This is a genomic window from Pseudomonas sp. ADAK2 (assembly GCF_012935755.1).
Classification (GTDB): Bacteria; Pseudomonadota; Gammaproteobacteria; order Pseudomonadales; family Pseudomonadaceae; genus Aquipseudomonas.
In genome coordinates this window covers 2,908,667-2,924,914 of record NZ_CP052862.1, presented here as the reverse complement: position 1 = coordinate 2,924,914, position 16,248 = coordinate 2,908,667, and the positions used below count along the sequence as shown (strand labels likewise).

The window sequence follows — 16,248 nt, the reverse complement described above, 5'->3', positions numbered from 1 at the left end:
TTCTTCGCGGGCAAGCCTCGCTCCTACAAAAAAGCATTACGCGGCGATGAGTTCGCCGGCACGCCGCGGTTCGGCAGGTTTCGCCACTTCACCAAACAACGCCCGCTGCACCGCCTGCTGCGCTTCGAACGCCAGCGCCGCGCGCTCGCGACCTTCGCAAGCAATCGGCTTGAGCAGGTGAATCTCCACCTCGCCCCGATCATTGGCAAACAAGCGCATCAAGTGCGAGAGCAAATCATCATCGCCAATAAACGGCGCCAGCGAATCGATTTCGCCGTCACGCAGATAACGGATCGCCACCGGTTGCATCGCGACTTCGGCATCAATCGCCGCTGACAGCAGACGACCGTGGAAAGTACGCAACGAACGGCCGTCGGTGGTGGTGCCTTCCGGGAACATCAGCAGTGGATGCTGTTGTTCCAGATGACGCGTCATCTGCTTGCGGATCAACTGGCTGTCGCCCGAACCGCGACGGATAAACAAACTGCCAGCCTTCGCCGCCAACCAGCCAGCCACCGGCCAGGTGCGCACTTCGGCCTTGGACAGGAACGACAGCGGCGTGATCATCCCCAGCAACGGAATGTCGGTCCAGGACACGTGGTTGCTGACCCACAGCATCGGCACTTTCGGCAGCTCGCCATGCACGGTCACGCGAAAGGGCAGGGCGTTGCTCAACCGCGCCATGAAGAACCGCGACCAGCGCTGACGCCGGACCATCGAATGAGCAATTCCTGCGCGCTCGAACAATCCGAACACGCTGGCCATGGTCAGGCCCAGCGCCACCACGAACAGCACTCGCGCAATTCGCGCGTACACCCGCAGGCGGCTCATTACATGGCCGCCTTGAAGTGCTTGGCGTAGCGCGGGCAGAGTTCGTCGCGCTTGAGCAGGATGAACACGTCGGCAACCTGGAAGTCTTCGTCCCAGCACGGCTCGCCGCAGATCTTCGCGCCCAGGCGCATATAGGCCTTGAGCAGTGGCGGCATTTCCGCGATCACGTTCGAGGGAATATCCAGCGTCGGCAGCGGCTTTTTCGGCTCGGCGCGCAGGTGTTCGGTGCACAGGTAGCGTTCGCGCAGGCGCTGCATGATGGCGTGGGCCTGAATGCCGCCGTCCTGCATCGGGATGCTCGCGCAACCCATCAAATAGCTGTAGCCGCCCTGGTTGAGGACTTCGGCCAGTTCGCCCCAAAGCACGGCGATGGTGCCGCCGTTGCGGTAAGCCGGATCGACGCAGGTGCGACCGATTTCGAGGATCGGGCCTTTAAGAGAAACCAAGCCGTGGAGGCTGAATTCTTCTTCGCTGTAGAACTTGCCCAGGCTGCTGGCGGCGGTGTGGTCGAGTAAACGGGTGGTGGCCACCAAACGGCCGGTGTTCAAGTCACGCACGCCGATGTGGGCGCAGTGAACATCATAGTCATCCATGTCCAGACCGCGTTCCGCGCCTTTCAGTTTGGCGTTGAATTCGCCGCTGAAAACGTTGAAGCGCAAGGCCTGGGCTTCCTGCAGGGCCTCGCTGCCGATCAGGCGTTCGGCTTGCAGGCGGCGTTCATTGCCGGTGTCGCTGATGCGGGCGATCTGAGTCATTGCGAATCTCCGTACGGGCCGTTCACCCGTCGTGGGTTGCAGCCGATCGACTTTCTTTATGCAGCCGTGTTGTGCAAAGTCAGGCTATGTAGCCCCGGTGTCATCGCCGTTAAGCTTTGGTGATGCTTATATGACAGCCCACAAGGAGACTCCTATGCCCTGGCAAACCCTGCTCAATCGCCGCGAACGCCTGCCGGCCAATGCCGACCTGGCCGAAGGCTTTGCGACGTTGTTGCATCAGTTGGGCACGGTCACGCCGTTCGAACTGGCGGTGGCCGGCGCACGCCTGATGGCGACGCCGGGGCTGGCGTTTCTGGTGGGTTATCAGGCGGCATTGCGTGTGCTGTGGCCGAGTGCGCCGCAGAGCCTCGGCGCCCTGTGCGCGACCGAACAGCGCAGCCTGCGCCCAGCCGACATGCAGACCCGCCTCAAGGATTTGCGCCTGAACGGGCGCAAGGATTTCGTCACCGCCGGCGACGCCGCCGACTGGCTACTGATCGCCGCGCGCAGCGAAGAGCCCGGCGAAGTCCCGCGCCTGAATCTGGCAGTGGTCTATCCCGGCGAGCCAGGCGTGCGCCTGGAAAAACTCCCGACCATCGCCTTGATGCCGGACATCAGTCACGGCCGGGTGTTTCTCGACAACGCTTTCTGCGAATTGCTGGCCGGGGATGGCTGGGACGCTTACGTCAAACCGTTCCGAACGTTGGAAGACATCTATGTGCTGAGCGCCATGAGCGCCTGGTTGTACGGCGTCGGGCAGGACAGCGACTGGCCGCAAACCCTGCAACTGCGCTTGCTCGCGCTATTGGCCGGGTGTGCGGAGGTCAGTCGGCAGGCACCGAGTAATCCGGCCGGGCATGTGTTGCTCGGTGGGTTGTTTGCGCAGTTTGATGGGCTCAAGGCCGAGGTGAATCAGGCGCTGGCTGAAGGGCCACCGTTGTGGGCGGCGATGTGGCAGCGCGATCAAGCGGTGATGGAATTGGCGGCGGGCGCGCGGGGGAAGCGGTTGGCCAAGGCGTTGGCGGGATCTTTGTCCGACTGACGGGCCTCTTCGCGGGCAAGCCTCGCTCCTACAGGAGGAATGGGGGCAAATTATTAATGACCGACGCACATTCCAAAACTGTCATCAACCTCAACTAGGCTCAGCAGGTCCATCCTCCCGAGCCCCCACCATGTTCAAAGGCGTGTCCCTCCTTTTCATGCTGCTGCTGAGCCTGACGGCCCACGCCGAATACTGGCCTGCCGAACAATGGTCGCCCGGCCCAACCATCACCGGCCCGGCCCTCGAAGCCCTGGAAACCTACGCCTTCCCACTCCGCGATGACTCCACCCGAACCGGCATCCGCACCGACGCCTTGCTGGTGATCCGCGACGGTCAACTGATCTACGAACGCTACGCCGGACCGACCACCGCCGACACCCCGCACCTGACCTGGTCGATCAGCAAAAGCCTGATGGCCACGGTCCTCGGCGTGGCCTATGGCGAAGGCTTGTTCAGGTTGCAGGACCCGGTGGTGAAGTTCTACCCGACTCTGGAAAACCACCCGGCGATTACCCTGGCCGACCTGCTGCATTGGGCCTCCGGTCTGGACTGGCAGGAAGACTACGAATACGCGCCGCTGAAGTCCTCGGTAGTGGCCATGCTCTACACCCGTGGTCACGCGAACATGGCCGCGTTCACCGCCGCCCATGACGAATACGCAGCCCCCGGCCAGGCCTTCCGTTATTCCAGCGGCGACAGCAACCTGCTGTCGGCGGCGCTGAAAACCATCGTCGGCCCGAACCGCTATCCGGACTATCCATGGACTGCATTGTTCGAGCCTTTGGGGATTCGCCATGCCGTGTGGGAAACCGACGCCACCGGGACGTTTGTCGCCTCATCCTATGCCTACCTCACCGCCCGGGACCTGGCGCGGGTCGGGCTGTTGATGGCGCGAGACGGTCGCTGGGGCGATCGGCAATTACTGCCCAAGGACTGGGTCGCCTTCAACCGCGAACCCTTCGCCGGTTATCGCGCCCATCAGGACGAGGCCGTCCCTGGCGGCCAGTGGTGGCTCAATCGCGCGGTGGACGGCGCCGCGCCACCGTGGCCCGCAGCGCCGGCCGATACCTTCGCCGCGCTGGGCCACTGGGGTCAGGCGCTGTACGTAATCCCCAGCGAAAACCTGGTGATCGTGCGTTATGCCGATGATCGCGACGGGACGTATCAGCACAACGAACTGCTCAAGCTCGCGCTCAAGGCGTTTGCCAGGAAGGTGCAGCCATGAGCCGTTTTGTTCGTCGTCGTCCATTCGCCAGCGTTCTGCTGTTAGTGCTGATTTTGCTGCTCGGCTGGATCTGGCAGGAGCGGGTGGCGCTGTGGGCATTCCCCGACATCATCAGCGCCTACACCGCCAAGGAATATTGTTCGTGCCGCTATGTGATGAACAATGACGCCGGGTATTGCCGTGGCTATGTGAAGCAGTGGCTGCCCTTCAGCGGATTTGACGATGACGCCGCGAGCAAGCGCGTAACGGTCAGCGGCCTGGGGCGGAGCAACACGGCCTTCTGGGTCGGTGAACGGCAAGGTTGCCGCTTGTCGCCCTGATAGATCGCAACCTGCACGGATCCCTGTAGCAGCTGGCGAAGCCTGCGTTCGACGGCGAAGCCGTCGCCAATCCCGACACCTCGGTCTGTCCGGTTTTACGACGGCTGCGCCGCCGAACGCAGGCTTCGCCAGCTGCTACAAAGGTGTCTGCGTCCCTCAGGTTCCATGCAGTGGAACCACATTCGATTGTCCTTGCGCCGTACTCGCGGTTATCTGGCGGTGAGCGCGACCTGCCTTGATGTGTCGCGAAATCACAGCGAACAAAAAGAACGGGAATACACCCGGCCTGAGGATAATCGTCATGACCCGACATCAGCACATTCTCGCCTGGATCAGTGATGTGGCCAGCGACCTGCACGCCACGCGCCAGGACATCCACGCCCACCCGGAACTGGGCTTCGAGGAAAACCGCACCTCGGCACTGGTGGCCCGATCCCTCGAAGAATGGGGTTACGAGGTGCACACCGGCATCGGCAAGACCGGCGTGGTCGGCGTCCTGCGTAACGGCAGCAGTTCGCGCAAACTGGGTCTGCGGGCGGACATGGACGCGTTGCCGATCATCGAGAATACCGGCGCGCCCTACAGCAGTCGGCATCAAGGCTGCATGCATGCGTGCGGTCATGACGGGCACACCACGATGTTGTTGGGGGCTGCGCGTTATCTGGCGGCGACGCGTCAGTTCGACGGCACCCTGACCCTGATTTTCCAGCCTGCCGAAGAGGGGCAGGGCGGCGCCGAAGCGATGCTCGCCGATGGCCTGCTGGAGCGTTTTCCCTGCGATGCGCTGTTCGGCATGCACAACATGCCGGGTCTGCCGGCCGGTCACTTGGGCTTTCGCGAAGGGCCGATGATGGCCTCGCAGGATTTGCTGACAGTGACCATTGAGGGCGTTGGTGGACACGGCTCGATGCCGCATCTGGCGGTGGATCCGCTGGTGGCGGCGGCCAGTGTGGTCATGGCCCTGCAAACCGTGGTCGCGCGCAACATCGATGCACAGCAGGCGGCGGTGGTGACGGTCGGAGCCTTTCAGGCCGGGGAGGCGGCCAACGTCATCCCGCAACAGGCCATTCTGCGCCTGAGCCTGCGGGCGCTGAACGCAGAGGTTCGTCAACTCACCCTCGAACGGGTGCGCGCCATCATCGAATCCCAGGCCCGCAGCTTTGCGTGCAGCGCCCGTATCGAGCATCGACCGGCCTATCCGGTGCTGGTCAACCACGCCGCTGAAAACGAATTCGCCCGGCGAGTCGGCGTTGAGCTGCTCGGTGCGGACGCCGTGGATGGCAACACGCCCAAACTCATGGGCAGCGAAGACTTCGCCTGGATGCTGCAACGCTGCCCCGGCGCCTACCTGTTTATCGGCAATGGCGTCTCGCGGCCGATGGTCCACAACCCTGGCTACGACTTCAACGACGACATCCTGCTGACCGGCGCGGCGTATTGGGGCGCGCTGGCCGAGAGCTGGCTCAAGCCCGCCTGACGATTGCACTTTCAACTGCCGCTGGATCGGGCGCGCCTCGTTGCGCCCGCGATCAACCCACAGGTTTTTGGAGAGTTCCCCATGCAAACTTCGAGCATAGGTGCTTCGCGCACCCGGCAGGTGGTCGCCGCCGTTATCGGCAACGCCCTGGAATGGTATGACTTCATCGTTTACGGCTTTCTGGCGAGCATCATCGCCCGGCAGTTTTTCCCGTCGCAGGATGAATACGCGTCGTTGCTGATGGCACTGGCGACCTTTGGCGTCGGGTTTTTCATGCGCCCGGTGGGCGGCATTTTGTTGGGCATGTATGCCGATCGCAAAGGGCGCAAAGCGGCGATGCAGATGATCATCCGCCTGATGACAGTGTCTATCGCGCTGATCGCCTTCGCGCCGAACTATGCCGCCATCGGCATGGGCGCGCCGCTGTTGATCGTGGTTGCGCGGATGCTGCAAGGTTTCGCCACGGGTGGCGAATACGCCAGTGCCACCGCGTTCCTCGTGGAAAGTGCGCCGGCGCATCAAAAGGGTTTGTACGGTTCCTGGCAATTGGTGGGGCAATGCCTGGCGGTGTTTTCCGGGGCGGCGATGGTGGCGTTGTTCACCCATCTGCTGTCCCCCGAGGCGCTGGACAGTTGGGGTTGGCGGATTCCGTTCATGATCGGTTTGCTGATCGGTCCGGTGGGCTTGTGGATTCGCAAGCACATGGAAGAACCGGAAGAGTTTCTCGAGGCACGCAAGCAGGCCAAAGGGGCGAGCCCGAGCTTGCTGCAAGTGATCCGCGAACATCGGCGCAGCATTCTGGTGTCGATGGGCCTGGCGTGCGGCGCGACCGTGTCGTTTTACGTGGTGCTGGTGAACATGCCGACCTTCGCCCACAAGAACCTCGGCCTGCCGCTGGATCAGGTGCTGCTGGTGCAGATGCTCGCGGTGGCGGTGATGACCGTGATCATTCCGTTGTCCGGCGCGCTGTCGGATCGCCTCGGCCGCCGCCCGGTGTTGATGGCGTTCACGTTGGCGTTTTTCCTGATGGTGTATCCGCTGTACGTGTGGGTCGCGGCGGCGCCCTCGGTGGAGCGTCTGCTGGTGATGCAACTGTTGTTGTGCAGCGCTATCGGCGGGTTCTTCGGCCCGGCCCCGACGGCACTGGCCGAACAATTCCCGATCAGCGTGCGCTCTACCGGGGTGTCGGTGGCCTACAACGTTGCGGTCATGCTCTTCGGCGGTTTCGCGCCGCTGATTGTCACCTGGCTCAGCAAGGTGCTGGCCACCCCCGTGGCGCCGGCCTTCTACGTGCTGTTCGCTTGCGTGCTGACGCTGTTGGGCACTTACTGTATGCACGAAGCGCCAAGGGTAAAGACATCCAACGCTCTCAATCTTGAGGTGAAGCCTTGAGCATTAATCCGATTGTTGAAATGGACGCCGATGCCCTGTCAGGGGCGATTCATGCCCGGCAGGTCTCTTGCCGGGAAGTGATGCTGGCCTACCTGGCGCACATCGAGCGTTTCAATCCGTCGGTCAACGCGCTGGTGTCCCTGCGCCCGAGCGATGAGTTACTCGCCGAGGCCGACGCCTGCGACCAGCAGTTGGACGCAGGTCAGTCCCGTGGCTGGATGCATGGCATGCCGCAAGCCATCAAAGACCTCGCGGCCACCGCCGGTTTGCGCACGACCATGGGCTCGCCGCTGTTCGGCGAGCAAGTCCCGCAACATGACGCCATCAGCGTGGCGCGGGTTCGCGAAAGTGGGGCCATCATCATCGGCAAGACCAACGTCCCGGAGTTCGGCCTCGGCTCGCAGACCTACAACAGCGTGTTCGGCACCACCACCAACGCCTATGACCCGACGTTGATCGCCGGCGGCAGCAGCGGCGGGGCGGCAGTGGCGCTGGCGTTGCGCATGCTGCCGGTGGCCGACGGCAGCGACATGATGGGTTCGCTGCGCAACCCGGCGGCGTTCAACAACGTGTTCGGCTTTCGTCCGTCCCAGGGCCGCGTGCCCCACGGCCCCGGACTGGAAGTGTTCGTCCAGCAACTGGCGACGGAAGGGCCGATGGGCCGCAGCGTCACGGATGTCGCGCGGTTGCTGAGTATTCAGGCCGGTTACGACGCGCGCGTGCCGTTGTCGCTCACGCAGGACCCGCAGATCTTTACCGAATCCCTCACGCGGGATTTCAGCGGTGTGAGGATCGGCTGGCTGGGTGACTACAACGGCTATCTGCCCATGGACGACGGCGTGTTGAGCCTGTGCGAAATGGCGCTGGAAGATTTCACCGCACTGGGTTGCAAGGTCGAAGCCTGTCAGCCGGATTTCTCCATGGAACGCTTGTGGCAAACCTGGCTGGTGCACCGGCACTGGTTGGTGCAGGGCAGCCTCGGTGCGTTGTATGCCGATCCGCAACAGCGCGACCTGCTCAAACCCGAGGCGCAATGGGAAATCGAGGGTGGCTTGCGGCTGACGGCGGCGGATGTCTACCAGGCATCGGTCAGTCGTAGCGAGTGGTATCGAGCCTTGAGTGAGTTGTTCGAACGTTACGACTTTCTGCTGTTGCCCACCGCGCAAGTGTTCCCTTTTGACGCACAGACGCCGTGGCCGCGCCTCGTCGGCGGGCAGACCATGGACACTTATCACCGCTGGATGGAGGTGGTGATCGGGCCGACGCTGGCCGGTTTGCCGAGCATGAATGTGCCGGTGGGTTTCAACGCGAGCGGCTTGCCGATGGGCTTGCAGATTATCGGCCCGGCGCAGGCGGATCGAGCCGTGCTGCAACTGGCTTTCGCTCATGAGCAGCTGACGCAATGGGTCAAGCGCCGACCACCGGCATGCCTGCAAGCGATCTGAGCCTATCGGGCGGGCCCGCATCTTGCTGCATAAAGCGATCATCCATCCGTACTCAGGAGGTCGAATCCATGGACAGCAAGACCGAATCCGGCAGCGTACGCTCGGTCGAACGGGCCTTGGCGATCATCGATTTGCTGGGCGAGCATCAGGCGCTGGGTCTGGAGGAACTGCACTACCTGACGACCCTGCCCAAGGCCACGGTGTCGCGCATGTTGCTGACCTTGCTGGAGCAGGGCTGGATTTATCGCGGCTTGAGCGACCGGCGTTATCGGTTGTGCGCCAAGCGCTTGTTCGGCGACAGCGAGCAGCGGTTCAAACGGCGCCTGGTGGAAAGCGCGGCGCCGCTGTTGCTGGAATTGAGCGAGCGCACCGGGTTGGTGGCGGACCTGTCGAGCTTCGACGGCGAGCGCGTCGAAGTGATGGAAAGCGCGATCCCCACGGTGCTGCGCAAGCGCTATCCGAAGAACTGCTACATCGTCGGCCAGCATGCCAGCCTGTTTCATTCGGCCATGGGCCGGGCGTGCCTGGGTGAGCTGCAAACCCATGAAGTAGAACGACTCGCCGGCCGTGAGCGGCTCAACGATGACGCGCCGTATCACGTCAGTGAGCAGGCGTTGCATCAGGGTTTCGGCCAACGCACCGAAGGCTACTGGGAATACCCGGTGCGCCTGCCGTTTCTGATTCGCGCGGTGGCGTTGCCGATTCACGCCAATGGTCGATTGGTCGGCAGCATGGCGCTGCACTGGCCGATGGATCAGGCGCCGGTGGAGAGGGTGTTGAGCCTGCACCTGAACAGCTTGGCCACCACCATTGGCGATGTGCAGCAGGCGTTGGCCTAAAGCGTAAAAGATCGCAGCCTGCGGCAGCGCCTATTGGTGAACGCATTCTCTTCTGCCCCCAACTCAAGACGCGAACGCCCTGTAGCAGCTGGCGAAGCCTGCGTCCGGCTGCGCAGCAGTCGTAAAATCAGGCACCACGTTTTTTCAGGAAGACCGAGGTGGCTGGATTCGCGACTGCTGCGCAGCCGGACGCAGGCTTCGCCAGCTGCTACGAGTTTGCAAACGGCTCACGGGCGGTTAAGGTTCGTGCACGTTTATTTGCCCACGAGTCTCTATGCTCAACCGCGTCCTCTGCAAAACCCTCGCCTTTCTGCTGCTGACGGGGGCGACGCTGTCGGCCCATGCCGATTGGTACCTCGATGGCGAGTCCTCGCGGCTGTCGTTCATCAGCACCAAAAACGCCAATATTTCCGAAGTGCAGCGCTTTCTGGTGCTGCACGGCAAGGTCGATCCCAAGGGCCTGGCGCAAGTGGAAGTCGAGATGGATTCGGTCAACAGCGGCATCCCGCTGCGGGACGAGCGCATGCGCAAGGACCTGTTCGAGATCCAGACCTTCCCCGACGCCGTGATCAGCGCGCAGATTGACTTGCGGCCGATCAACGATCTGGCCCCCGGCGCCCAGCTGGAATTGCGTTTGCCAGTGACCGTCAACCTCCACGGCAAGCAACATGAATACAACACCGAATTGTTGGCGACCAGGCTCGATGATCGGCGCTTTCAAGTGGTGACGTTGGAGCCATTGGTGATCAACGCTGAAGATTTCGACCTGGCCCCAGGGCTGGACGGTTTGCGCAAGGTCGCCGGTTTGTCGGCTATCAGTCTGTCGGTGCCGGTGAGTGCGGTGCTGATTTTCACGGCGCGCTGACATGGCCGGTGCCGTATTTCCGTGGCGTGAAGGCAATCACTTTGAATTGCTGATCGATGGTCCGCAGTTCTTTCCGCGCATGCTGGTGGCGATTGCCCGCGCCGAAGAGCAGGTCGAACTGGAACTGTATCTGGTGGAGGCGGGCGCCTGCGCCGAGGCCATGGTCCAGGCGTTGGTCCAGGCCGCCGAACGCGGGGTGCGGGTGCGCTGCCTGTTCGATGACTATGGCAGCCTGGCGTTTACCCTGAACCTGCGCCAACGCTTGATGGCGGCGGGGGTGGAACTGCGTTTCTACAATCGCCTGAGCTGGCGGCGTTGGGTCGGCAATTTCTATCGCGATCACCGCAAGTTGTTGCTGGTCGATCAAAGCCTGGCGGTGGTCGGCGGTACAGGCGTGACTGACGAATTCTGGACGCCGGGCGAAGACACCAGTGAATGGCACGAAGTGATGGTGGAAATGACCGGCCCGCTGGTACTCGACTGGCAATTGCTGTTCGACCGCCAATGGATCGCCAACCGCCATCGCCGCGCCTGGAAACCCGCTTCGCACTTTGGCTTGCCTCGTTTGCCGCGCGTACCGTCGATGGGCGAGGGCATGGGCCGGGTTGCCTATGCCGACGCCCGCCAGCACCGCGATATCCTGCAGTCGTTGTTCCGCGCCTTGAACAGTGGCCAACAGCGCATCTGGCTGGCCACGCCGTATTTCCTGCCGACGTGGAAAGTCCGCCGCTCGCTGCGCAAGGCCGCCGTGCGCGGTATCGACGTGCGCCTGCTGCTGACCGGCCCGCGCACCGATCATCCGTCGGTGCGCTACGCCGGGCATCGCTACTACCCGCGCCTGCTCAAGGCCGGAGTGAAAATCTTCGAATACCAGCCGTGCTTCCTGCACCTGAAAATGGTGCTGGTGGATGACTGGGTGAGTATTGGTTCGTGCAATTTCGACCACTGGAATCTGCGCTTCAACCTGGAGGCCAACCTTGAAGCACTGGATCCCGGACTGACGGCGGCGGTGGCGGCGAGTTTCGAGAAGGACTTTGCACAGAGCTCGGAAGTCAGCCTGGAGGAATGGCAACGCCGGCCGCTGTGGCGGCGGGTCAAGCAGAGGGTGTGGGGCTGGGTGGATCGGGTGGTGGTGAATCTGCTGGATCGGCGGGGGTAGTTGGTACGCAGATCGTTCCCACGCAGAGCGTGGGAACGATCAGTCCACGGCGTTACAGCAATTCAAAGCTCTGCTGCGTCACGTCCTGGGAATCCAGGCCGATCTGCACATTGAACTTGCCCGGTTCTGCGCCGTACTTGAGCTGGGCGTTGAAGAACTTCAGGTCGTCTTCGGTAATGGTGAAGTGCACGACTTTCTGTTCGCCGGCCTTGAGCATGACTTTCTGGAAGTTCTTCAGTTCCTTGACCGGGCGGATCATCGAGCCGGTCACGTCCTGGATGTACAACTGCACCACGGTTTCGCCGTCGCGTTTGCCGGTATTTTTCAGCATGACGCTGGCGTCGAGTTTGCCGGTCTTGTTCAGGGTGGTCGACGACAGCGCCATATCGTCCACGCTGAACGTGGTGTAGCTCAAGCCAAACCCGAACGGGAACAGCGGCCCGGTGGTGTCATCGAAATACTGCGAGGTGTAGTTGCCCGGTTTGCCCGGCGTGAACGGCCGGCCAATGCTCAGATGGTTGTAGTAGGTCGGAATCTGACCCACCGAACGCGGGAACGTGATCGGCAGTTTACCCGACGGGTTGTAATCGCCGAACAGCACGTCGGCAATGGCGTTGCCACCTTCGGTGCCGCTGAACCAGGTTTCCAGGATCGCATCAGCCTGGTCTTTCTCTTCGAGAATCGACAACGGACGGCCGTTCATCAACACCAGCACCAGCGGTTTGCCGGTGGCTTTCAAGGCTTTGATCAATTCACGCTGGCTGGCCGGGATGTTCAGGTCGGTGCGGCTCGACGATTCGTGGGACATGCCACGGGATTCGCCGACGGCTGCAACGACCACGTCAGCATCCTTGGCCGCTTTCACCGCTTCGTCGATCAGCACCTGGGCCGAGCGCGGATCATCCACCACTTCCGGCGCATCGAAGTTCAGGAAGTTGAGGTAATCGAGGACTTTCTTGTCGCTGGTGATGTTGGCGCCACGGGCGTAGATCAGCGTCGCCTTGTCGGCCACGGCGGCGTTCATGCCGTCGAACAGCGTCACTGATTGCGCCGGTTTACCCGCCGCGGCCCAGCTGCCCATCATGTCGATTGGCGCTTTGGCCAGCGGACCGACCAGGGCGATTTTCGCGGTTTTCTTCAGCGGCAGGGTGTCGTTCTGGTTTTTCAGCAACACCAGGCTGCGGCGTGCGACGTCGCGGGCTTCCGGACGGTGCATGCGGCTTTCGGCGTAGGTGTCGGCCGGGTCTTCCTCGGCCTTGCCGATGCGCAGGTACGGGTCCTTGAACAGGCCCATGTCGTACTTGGCGGCCAGCACTTCACGCACGGCGTTGTCGATGTCCTTCTGCTCGATTTCGCCGGCCTTCAATAGCCCCGGCAGTTCTTTGCCGTAGAGGGTGTCGTTCATGCTCATGTCGATGCCGGCCTTGATCGCCAGCTTCGCCGCTTCACGACCGTCCGCCGCGACGCCGTGCTTGATCAGCTCGAAAATCGCCCCGTGGTCGCTGACCGCCAGGCCCTTGAAGCCCCACTCCTTGCGCAACAGGTCGTTCATCAGCCAGGTGTTGGCGGTGGCGGGCACGCCGTTGATCGAGTTCAGCGCAACCATCACCCCGCCGGCACCAGCGTCAATCGCGGCGCGGTACGGCGGCAGGTAGTCCTGGTACATCTTGACCGGGCTCATGTCGACGACGTTGTAGTCGCGACCGCCCTCGATCGCGCCGTACAAGGCGAAGTGCTTGACGCTGGCCATGATGCTGTCGGCGGCGTTGGCGCCCTGGCCCTGGAAGGCCTTGACCATCACCCCGGCAATCCGCGACACCAAATACGTGTCTTCACCGAAACCTTCGGAGGTGCGGCCCCAGCGCGGGTCGCGGGAGATATCGACCATCGGTGCGAAGGTGATGTCGAGGCTGTCGGCGGCGGCTTCCTTGGCGGCAACGCGCCCGGAGCGGCCGATGGCGTCCATGTCCCAGCTCGACGCCAGGGCAATGGGGATCGGGAAAATTGTCCGGTGGCCGTGGATCACGTCATAGGCGAAGAACATCGGGATCTTCAACCGGCTGCGCATGGCCGCGTCCTGCATCGGACGGTTTTCCGGACGGGTAATGGAGTTGAACGTGCCACCGATGTTGCCGGCGGCGATTTCCTTGCGGATCAGCTCCCGGGGCATTTCCGGGCCGATGCTGATCAGGCGCAATTGGCCGATTTTTTCATCAAGGGTCATCTGCTTCATCAGATTGCTGATGAAAGCGTCCTTGTTCTCAAGAGGTGCAGGGGTCGTGGCGGCCAATACGTTATGACTGGCCAGGCTGACGAACAGGCCCAGCAAACACAGCTTCTTCATGAATAGTTTTCTCAAAGGCCTAAACGGCAGTGAATACGCGCCGATCAGCCAAAATTTAGGGAGCGACTATTGTTGTTCAGGTAAATGCAGCACACTTCTGAAGCGTTTCTTGTACTGGGGGCATCTTTTAGCCCATTGCCACGCTGCAATCCAGTGGCGGCGGCAGATTATGCCCCAAGAGCCCGGTTCAAAGGTTACGGGCAGTTTTTCAACGGATTGTGCACGGGAGCACCACCTACATGAATGTACGACTCAACTATCGTTCGAGCCTGCACGTTGCAGCGCTGATGCTGTTGACCACGCTGCTCGCCGGCTGCGGCATCAACAACATCCCGACCCTCGACGAACAGGCCAAGGCCGCCTGGGGCCAGGTGCAGAACCAGTATCAGCGCCGTGCCGATCTGATCCCCAACCTGGTGGAAACCGTCAAGGGCTATGCCAAGCACGAAGAAGAAACCCTGACCGCGGTGATCGAAGCCCGGGCCAAGGCGACCTCGATCCAGGTCGATGCCAATACGCTGGACAACCCGGAAAAACTCAAGCAATTCCAGCAGGCCCAGGATCAACTGACCGGCGCCCTGAGTCGTTTGATGGTGGTGTCCGAGCGCTACCCGGACCTTAAGGCCAACCAGAACTTCCTGGCCCTGCAATCGCAACTTGAAGGCACCGAAAACCGCATCGCCGTGGCCCGCCGCGACTTCATCCTCGCGGTGCAGAAATACAACACCGAAATCCGCACCTTCCCGGGTCGCCTGTGGCATAGCGTGATGTACAGCGATTTGCCGATTCGCGAGACGTTCGAAGCGACCAGCCCGGATGCCGATAAAGCGCCGCAAGTGAAATTCTAGGTGAATGACCTGTAGGCGCAGCCTTCGGCAGTTCCTACGGGGAGGTGTTGATGGCGGTACACGGATGAGGTTGCCAATGCGCGTGTTGAAGATGGGCCTGGTGCTGTTGCTCTGGGTGGTTGCAGTCACGGCTCAGGCCGAGTTGAAGTTCCCGCCGCTGACCGGGCGGGTGGTGGACAACGCGCAGATGATCGAGCCGGCGGTGCGCGAGCAGTTGACCCAGCAGCTCCAGGCCCACGAATCGGCCACCGGCGAGCAATTGGTGGTGGTGACGTTGCCGGATTTGCAGGGCACCGACATCGCTGACTTCGGTTATCAACTCGGTCGCGCCTGGGCCATCGGCCAGAAGGACAAGAACAACGGTGCGCTGCTGATCGTTGCCCGCGATGAGCGCAAGCTGCGGATTGAAGTCGGTTATGGCCTGGAAGATCGCCTGACCGATGCCCAGAGTTCGGTGATCATCAATCAGGTGATCACGCCATCCTTCAAGGCCGGCAACTTCAGCAAGGGCATCAGCGATGGCGTCGCGGCAATGTTGGTGGTGTTGGGCGGCAGTCCGCTGGACGAGCCCTCGACGGTGTATGACTCTGGCGGCAACGAAGAGAGCGATTTCATCTCGCGCCACCCTGGCGTGTTCATCTTCCTGGTGATGCTGTTCATCCTGACGATTTTTATCTGCCAGATGCTCGGTATCCTGCCGGCCGGTCGCGGTGGCTCCGGTGGTTCGGGGGGCGGTTTCGGCGGTGGTGGATTTGGCGGCGGCGGTGGAGGCGGCGGGGGCTTCAGCGGCGGCGGGGGCAGTTTCGGGGGCGGAGGTTCGTCGGGCGGCTGGTGATAACGCTACTCATAAAAACAAATGGGAACAGGCACTGAAAACCATGGCATTACTGACAGAACACGAACAACGCAAAGTCGCCGAGGCGATCGCCCGGGTCGAGCGCGAAACTGACGCCGAACTGGTCACCGTGCTCGCGGCCCGCGCCGACGACTACGTGTACATCCCGCTGCTATGGGCCAGTTTGCTGGCGCTGGTGGTGCCGGGGCTGGTGCATTACCTGACCGGCGCGCTGACCATGCACAGCCTGTTGCTGGTGCAATGGGCGAGTTTTATCGTGCTGTGCCTGGTGTTCCGCATTCCGAAAATCACCACCCATTTGATCCCGCGCCGGGTTCGTCACTGGCGCGCCTCGAACCTGGCCCGGCGGCAGTTCCTGGAGCAGAACCTGCACCACACCGTGGGCAGCACCGGGATGTTGATCTTTGTCTGCGAAGCCGAGCGTTACGTGGAAATCCTGGTGGATGAAGGGATTTCCAGGCGCCTGGACAACAAGACCTGGGATGCAATTGTCACGGCGTTTACCCAACAGGTGAAACAGGGCCAGACGTTGCAGGGGTTTGTGACGTGCATCGAGGCCTGCGGTGAGTTGCTCAAGGTGCATGTGCCGGTGACGCAGGTGAGGAATGAATTGCCGAATCGGTTGGTCGTTCTAGGCTAAATCTCAGTAACAACGTCCCGCCTGTAGCAGCTGCCGAGCCTGCGAGGCTGCGTTCGGCTGCGAAGCAGTCGTAAAACCAGACCACGCAGTTTTACTGAAACACCGCGTATTCTGATTTCACGACTGCTTCGCAGCCGAACGCAGCCTCGTACCTCGGCAGCTGCTACACGCGACGCAGCCTCGTACCTCGGCAGCTGCTACACGCGACGC

Annotated in this window: 15 protein-coding genes; 12 read left to right on the top strand and 3 right to left on the bottom strand. The window is 62.1% G+C overall.

The genetic code is table 11. The features are described 5' to 3' along the window. Positions 1 to 36 precede the first annotated feature (36 nt). A complete protein-coding gene (locus tag HKK52_RS13640) occupies positions 37 to 831 on the bottom strand; it encodes a lysophospholipid acyltransferase family protein (protein WP_169371254.1) in 795 nt (264 codons plus the stop codon). Next, a complete protein-coding gene (gene olsB / locus HKK52_RS13635) occupies positions 831 to 1,586 on the bottom strand; it encodes an L-ornithine N(alpha)-acyltransferase (protein ID WP_054046852.1) in 756 nt (251 codons plus the stop codon). Before olsB ends, HKK52_RS13640 begins: the two co-directional genes overlap by 1 nt. Before the next feature lie 154 nt (positions 1,587 to 1,740). Between olsB and HKK52_RS13630 the strand changes: the two genes are divergently transcribed. The 9 genes from HKK52_RS13630 to HKK52_RS13590 all read left to right on the top strand — a co-directional run bounded on the left by HKK52_RS13630 (position 1,741) and on the right by HKK52_RS13590 (position 11,350). Further along, on the top strand, positions 1,741 to 2,628 hold the full coding sequence (locus HKK52_RS13630; RefSeq protein WP_169371253.1) for an acyl-CoA dehydrogenase family protein: 888 nt from the start codon (positions 1,741 to 1,743) through the stop codon (positions 2,626 to 2,628). 130 nt (positions 2,629 to 2,758) lie between these two features. Continuing rightward, the gene (locus tag HKK52_RS13625; protein ID WP_169371252.1) at positions 2,759 to 3,853 is read left to right on the top strand and encodes a serine hydrolase domain-containing protein; all 1,095 of its coding nucleotides are present in this window, start codon (positions 2,759 to 2,761) and stop codon (positions 3,851 to 3,853) included. Then, on the top strand, positions 3,850 to 4,173 hold the full coding sequence (locus HKK52_RS13620) for an amidase (protein ID WP_169371251.1): 324 nt from the start codon (positions 3,850 to 3,852) through the stop codon (positions 4,171 to 4,173). The genes HKK52_RS13625 and HKK52_RS13620 overlap by 4 nt, the downstream gene beginning before the upstream one ends. A 301-nt stretch (positions 4,174 to 4,474) precedes the next feature. Continuing rightward, a complete protein-coding gene (locus HKK52_RS13615) occupies positions 4,475 to 5,650 on the top strand; it encodes a M20 aminoacylase family protein (protein ID WP_169371250.1) in 1,176 nt (391 codons plus the stop codon). A gap of 81 nt (positions 5,651 to 5,731) precedes the next feature. Then, positions 5,732 to 7,042 carry a citrate-proton symporter gene (locus HKK52_RS13610; protein WP_169371249.1) on the top strand — a complete coding sequence of 437 codons (1,311 nt, stop codon included), beginning with the start codon at positions 5,732 to 5,734 and terminating at the stop codon, positions 7,040 to 7,042. Then, the gene (locus HKK52_RS13605; protein ID WP_442962284.1) at positions 7,039 to 8,487 is read left to right on the top strand and encodes an amidase; all 1,449 of its coding nucleotides are present in this window, start codon (positions 7,039 to 7,041) and stop codon (positions 8,485 to 8,487) included. The genes HKK52_RS13610 and HKK52_RS13605 overlap by 4 nt, the downstream gene beginning before the upstream one ends. Positions 8,488 to 8,555: 68 nt before the next feature. Further along, on the top strand, positions 8,556 to 9,326 hold the full coding sequence (locus tag HKK52_RS13600) for an IclR family transcriptional regulator (protein WP_169371248.1): 771 nt from the start codon (positions 8,556 to 8,558) through the stop codon (positions 9,324 to 9,326). Between the two features lie 274 nt (positions 9,327 to 9,600). After that, positions 9,601 to 10,191 (top strand): YceI family protein, encoded by a 591-nt coding sequence (locus HKK52_RS13595; RefSeq protein WP_169371247.1) that lies wholly within the window; start codon positions 9,601 to 9,603, stop codon positions 10,189 to 10,191. 1 nt (position 10,192) lies between these two features. Beyond that, entirely contained in the window at positions 10,193 to 11,350 is a 1,158-nt protein-coding gene (locus HKK52_RS13590) for a phospholipase D-like domain-containing protein (protein ID WP_169371246.1), read from the top strand. Between the two features lie 52 nt (positions 11,351 to 11,402). On the opposite strand, the gene bglX is transcribed toward HKK52_RS13590, so the two are convergent. After that, a complete protein-coding gene (gene bglX / locus HKK52_RS13585) occupies positions 11,403 to 13,694 on the bottom strand; it encodes a beta-glucosidase BglX (protein ID WP_169371245.1) in 2,292 nt (763 codons plus the stop codon). A 239-nt stretch (positions 13,695 to 13,933) separates the two neighbouring features. Between bglX and HKK52_RS13580 the strand changes: the two genes are divergently transcribed. The 3 genes from HKK52_RS13580 to HKK52_RS13570 all read left to right on the top strand — a co-directional run bounded on the left by HKK52_RS13580 (position 13,934) and on the right by HKK52_RS13570 (position 16,038). Next, positions 13,934 to 14,542: a LemA family protein gene (locus HKK52_RS13580; RefSeq protein WP_169371244.1), complete on the top strand. Its 609-nt coding sequence runs from the start codon at positions 13,934 to 13,936 to the stop codon at positions 14,540 to 14,542. 76 nt (positions 14,543 to 14,618) lie between these two features. After that, a complete protein-coding gene (locus HKK52_RS32805) occupies positions 14,619 to 15,377 on the top strand; it encodes a TPM domain-containing protein (RefSeq protein ID WP_169371243.1) in 759 nt (252 codons plus the stop codon). 43 nt (positions 15,378 to 15,420) lie between these two features. Beyond that, positions 15,421 to 16,038, top strand: coding sequence for a TPM domain-containing protein (locus HKK52_RS13570; protein WP_169371242.1), 618 nt, complete (start codon positions 15,421 to 15,423; stop codon positions 16,036 to 16,038). Positions 16,039 to 16,248 lie beyond the last annotated feature (210 nt).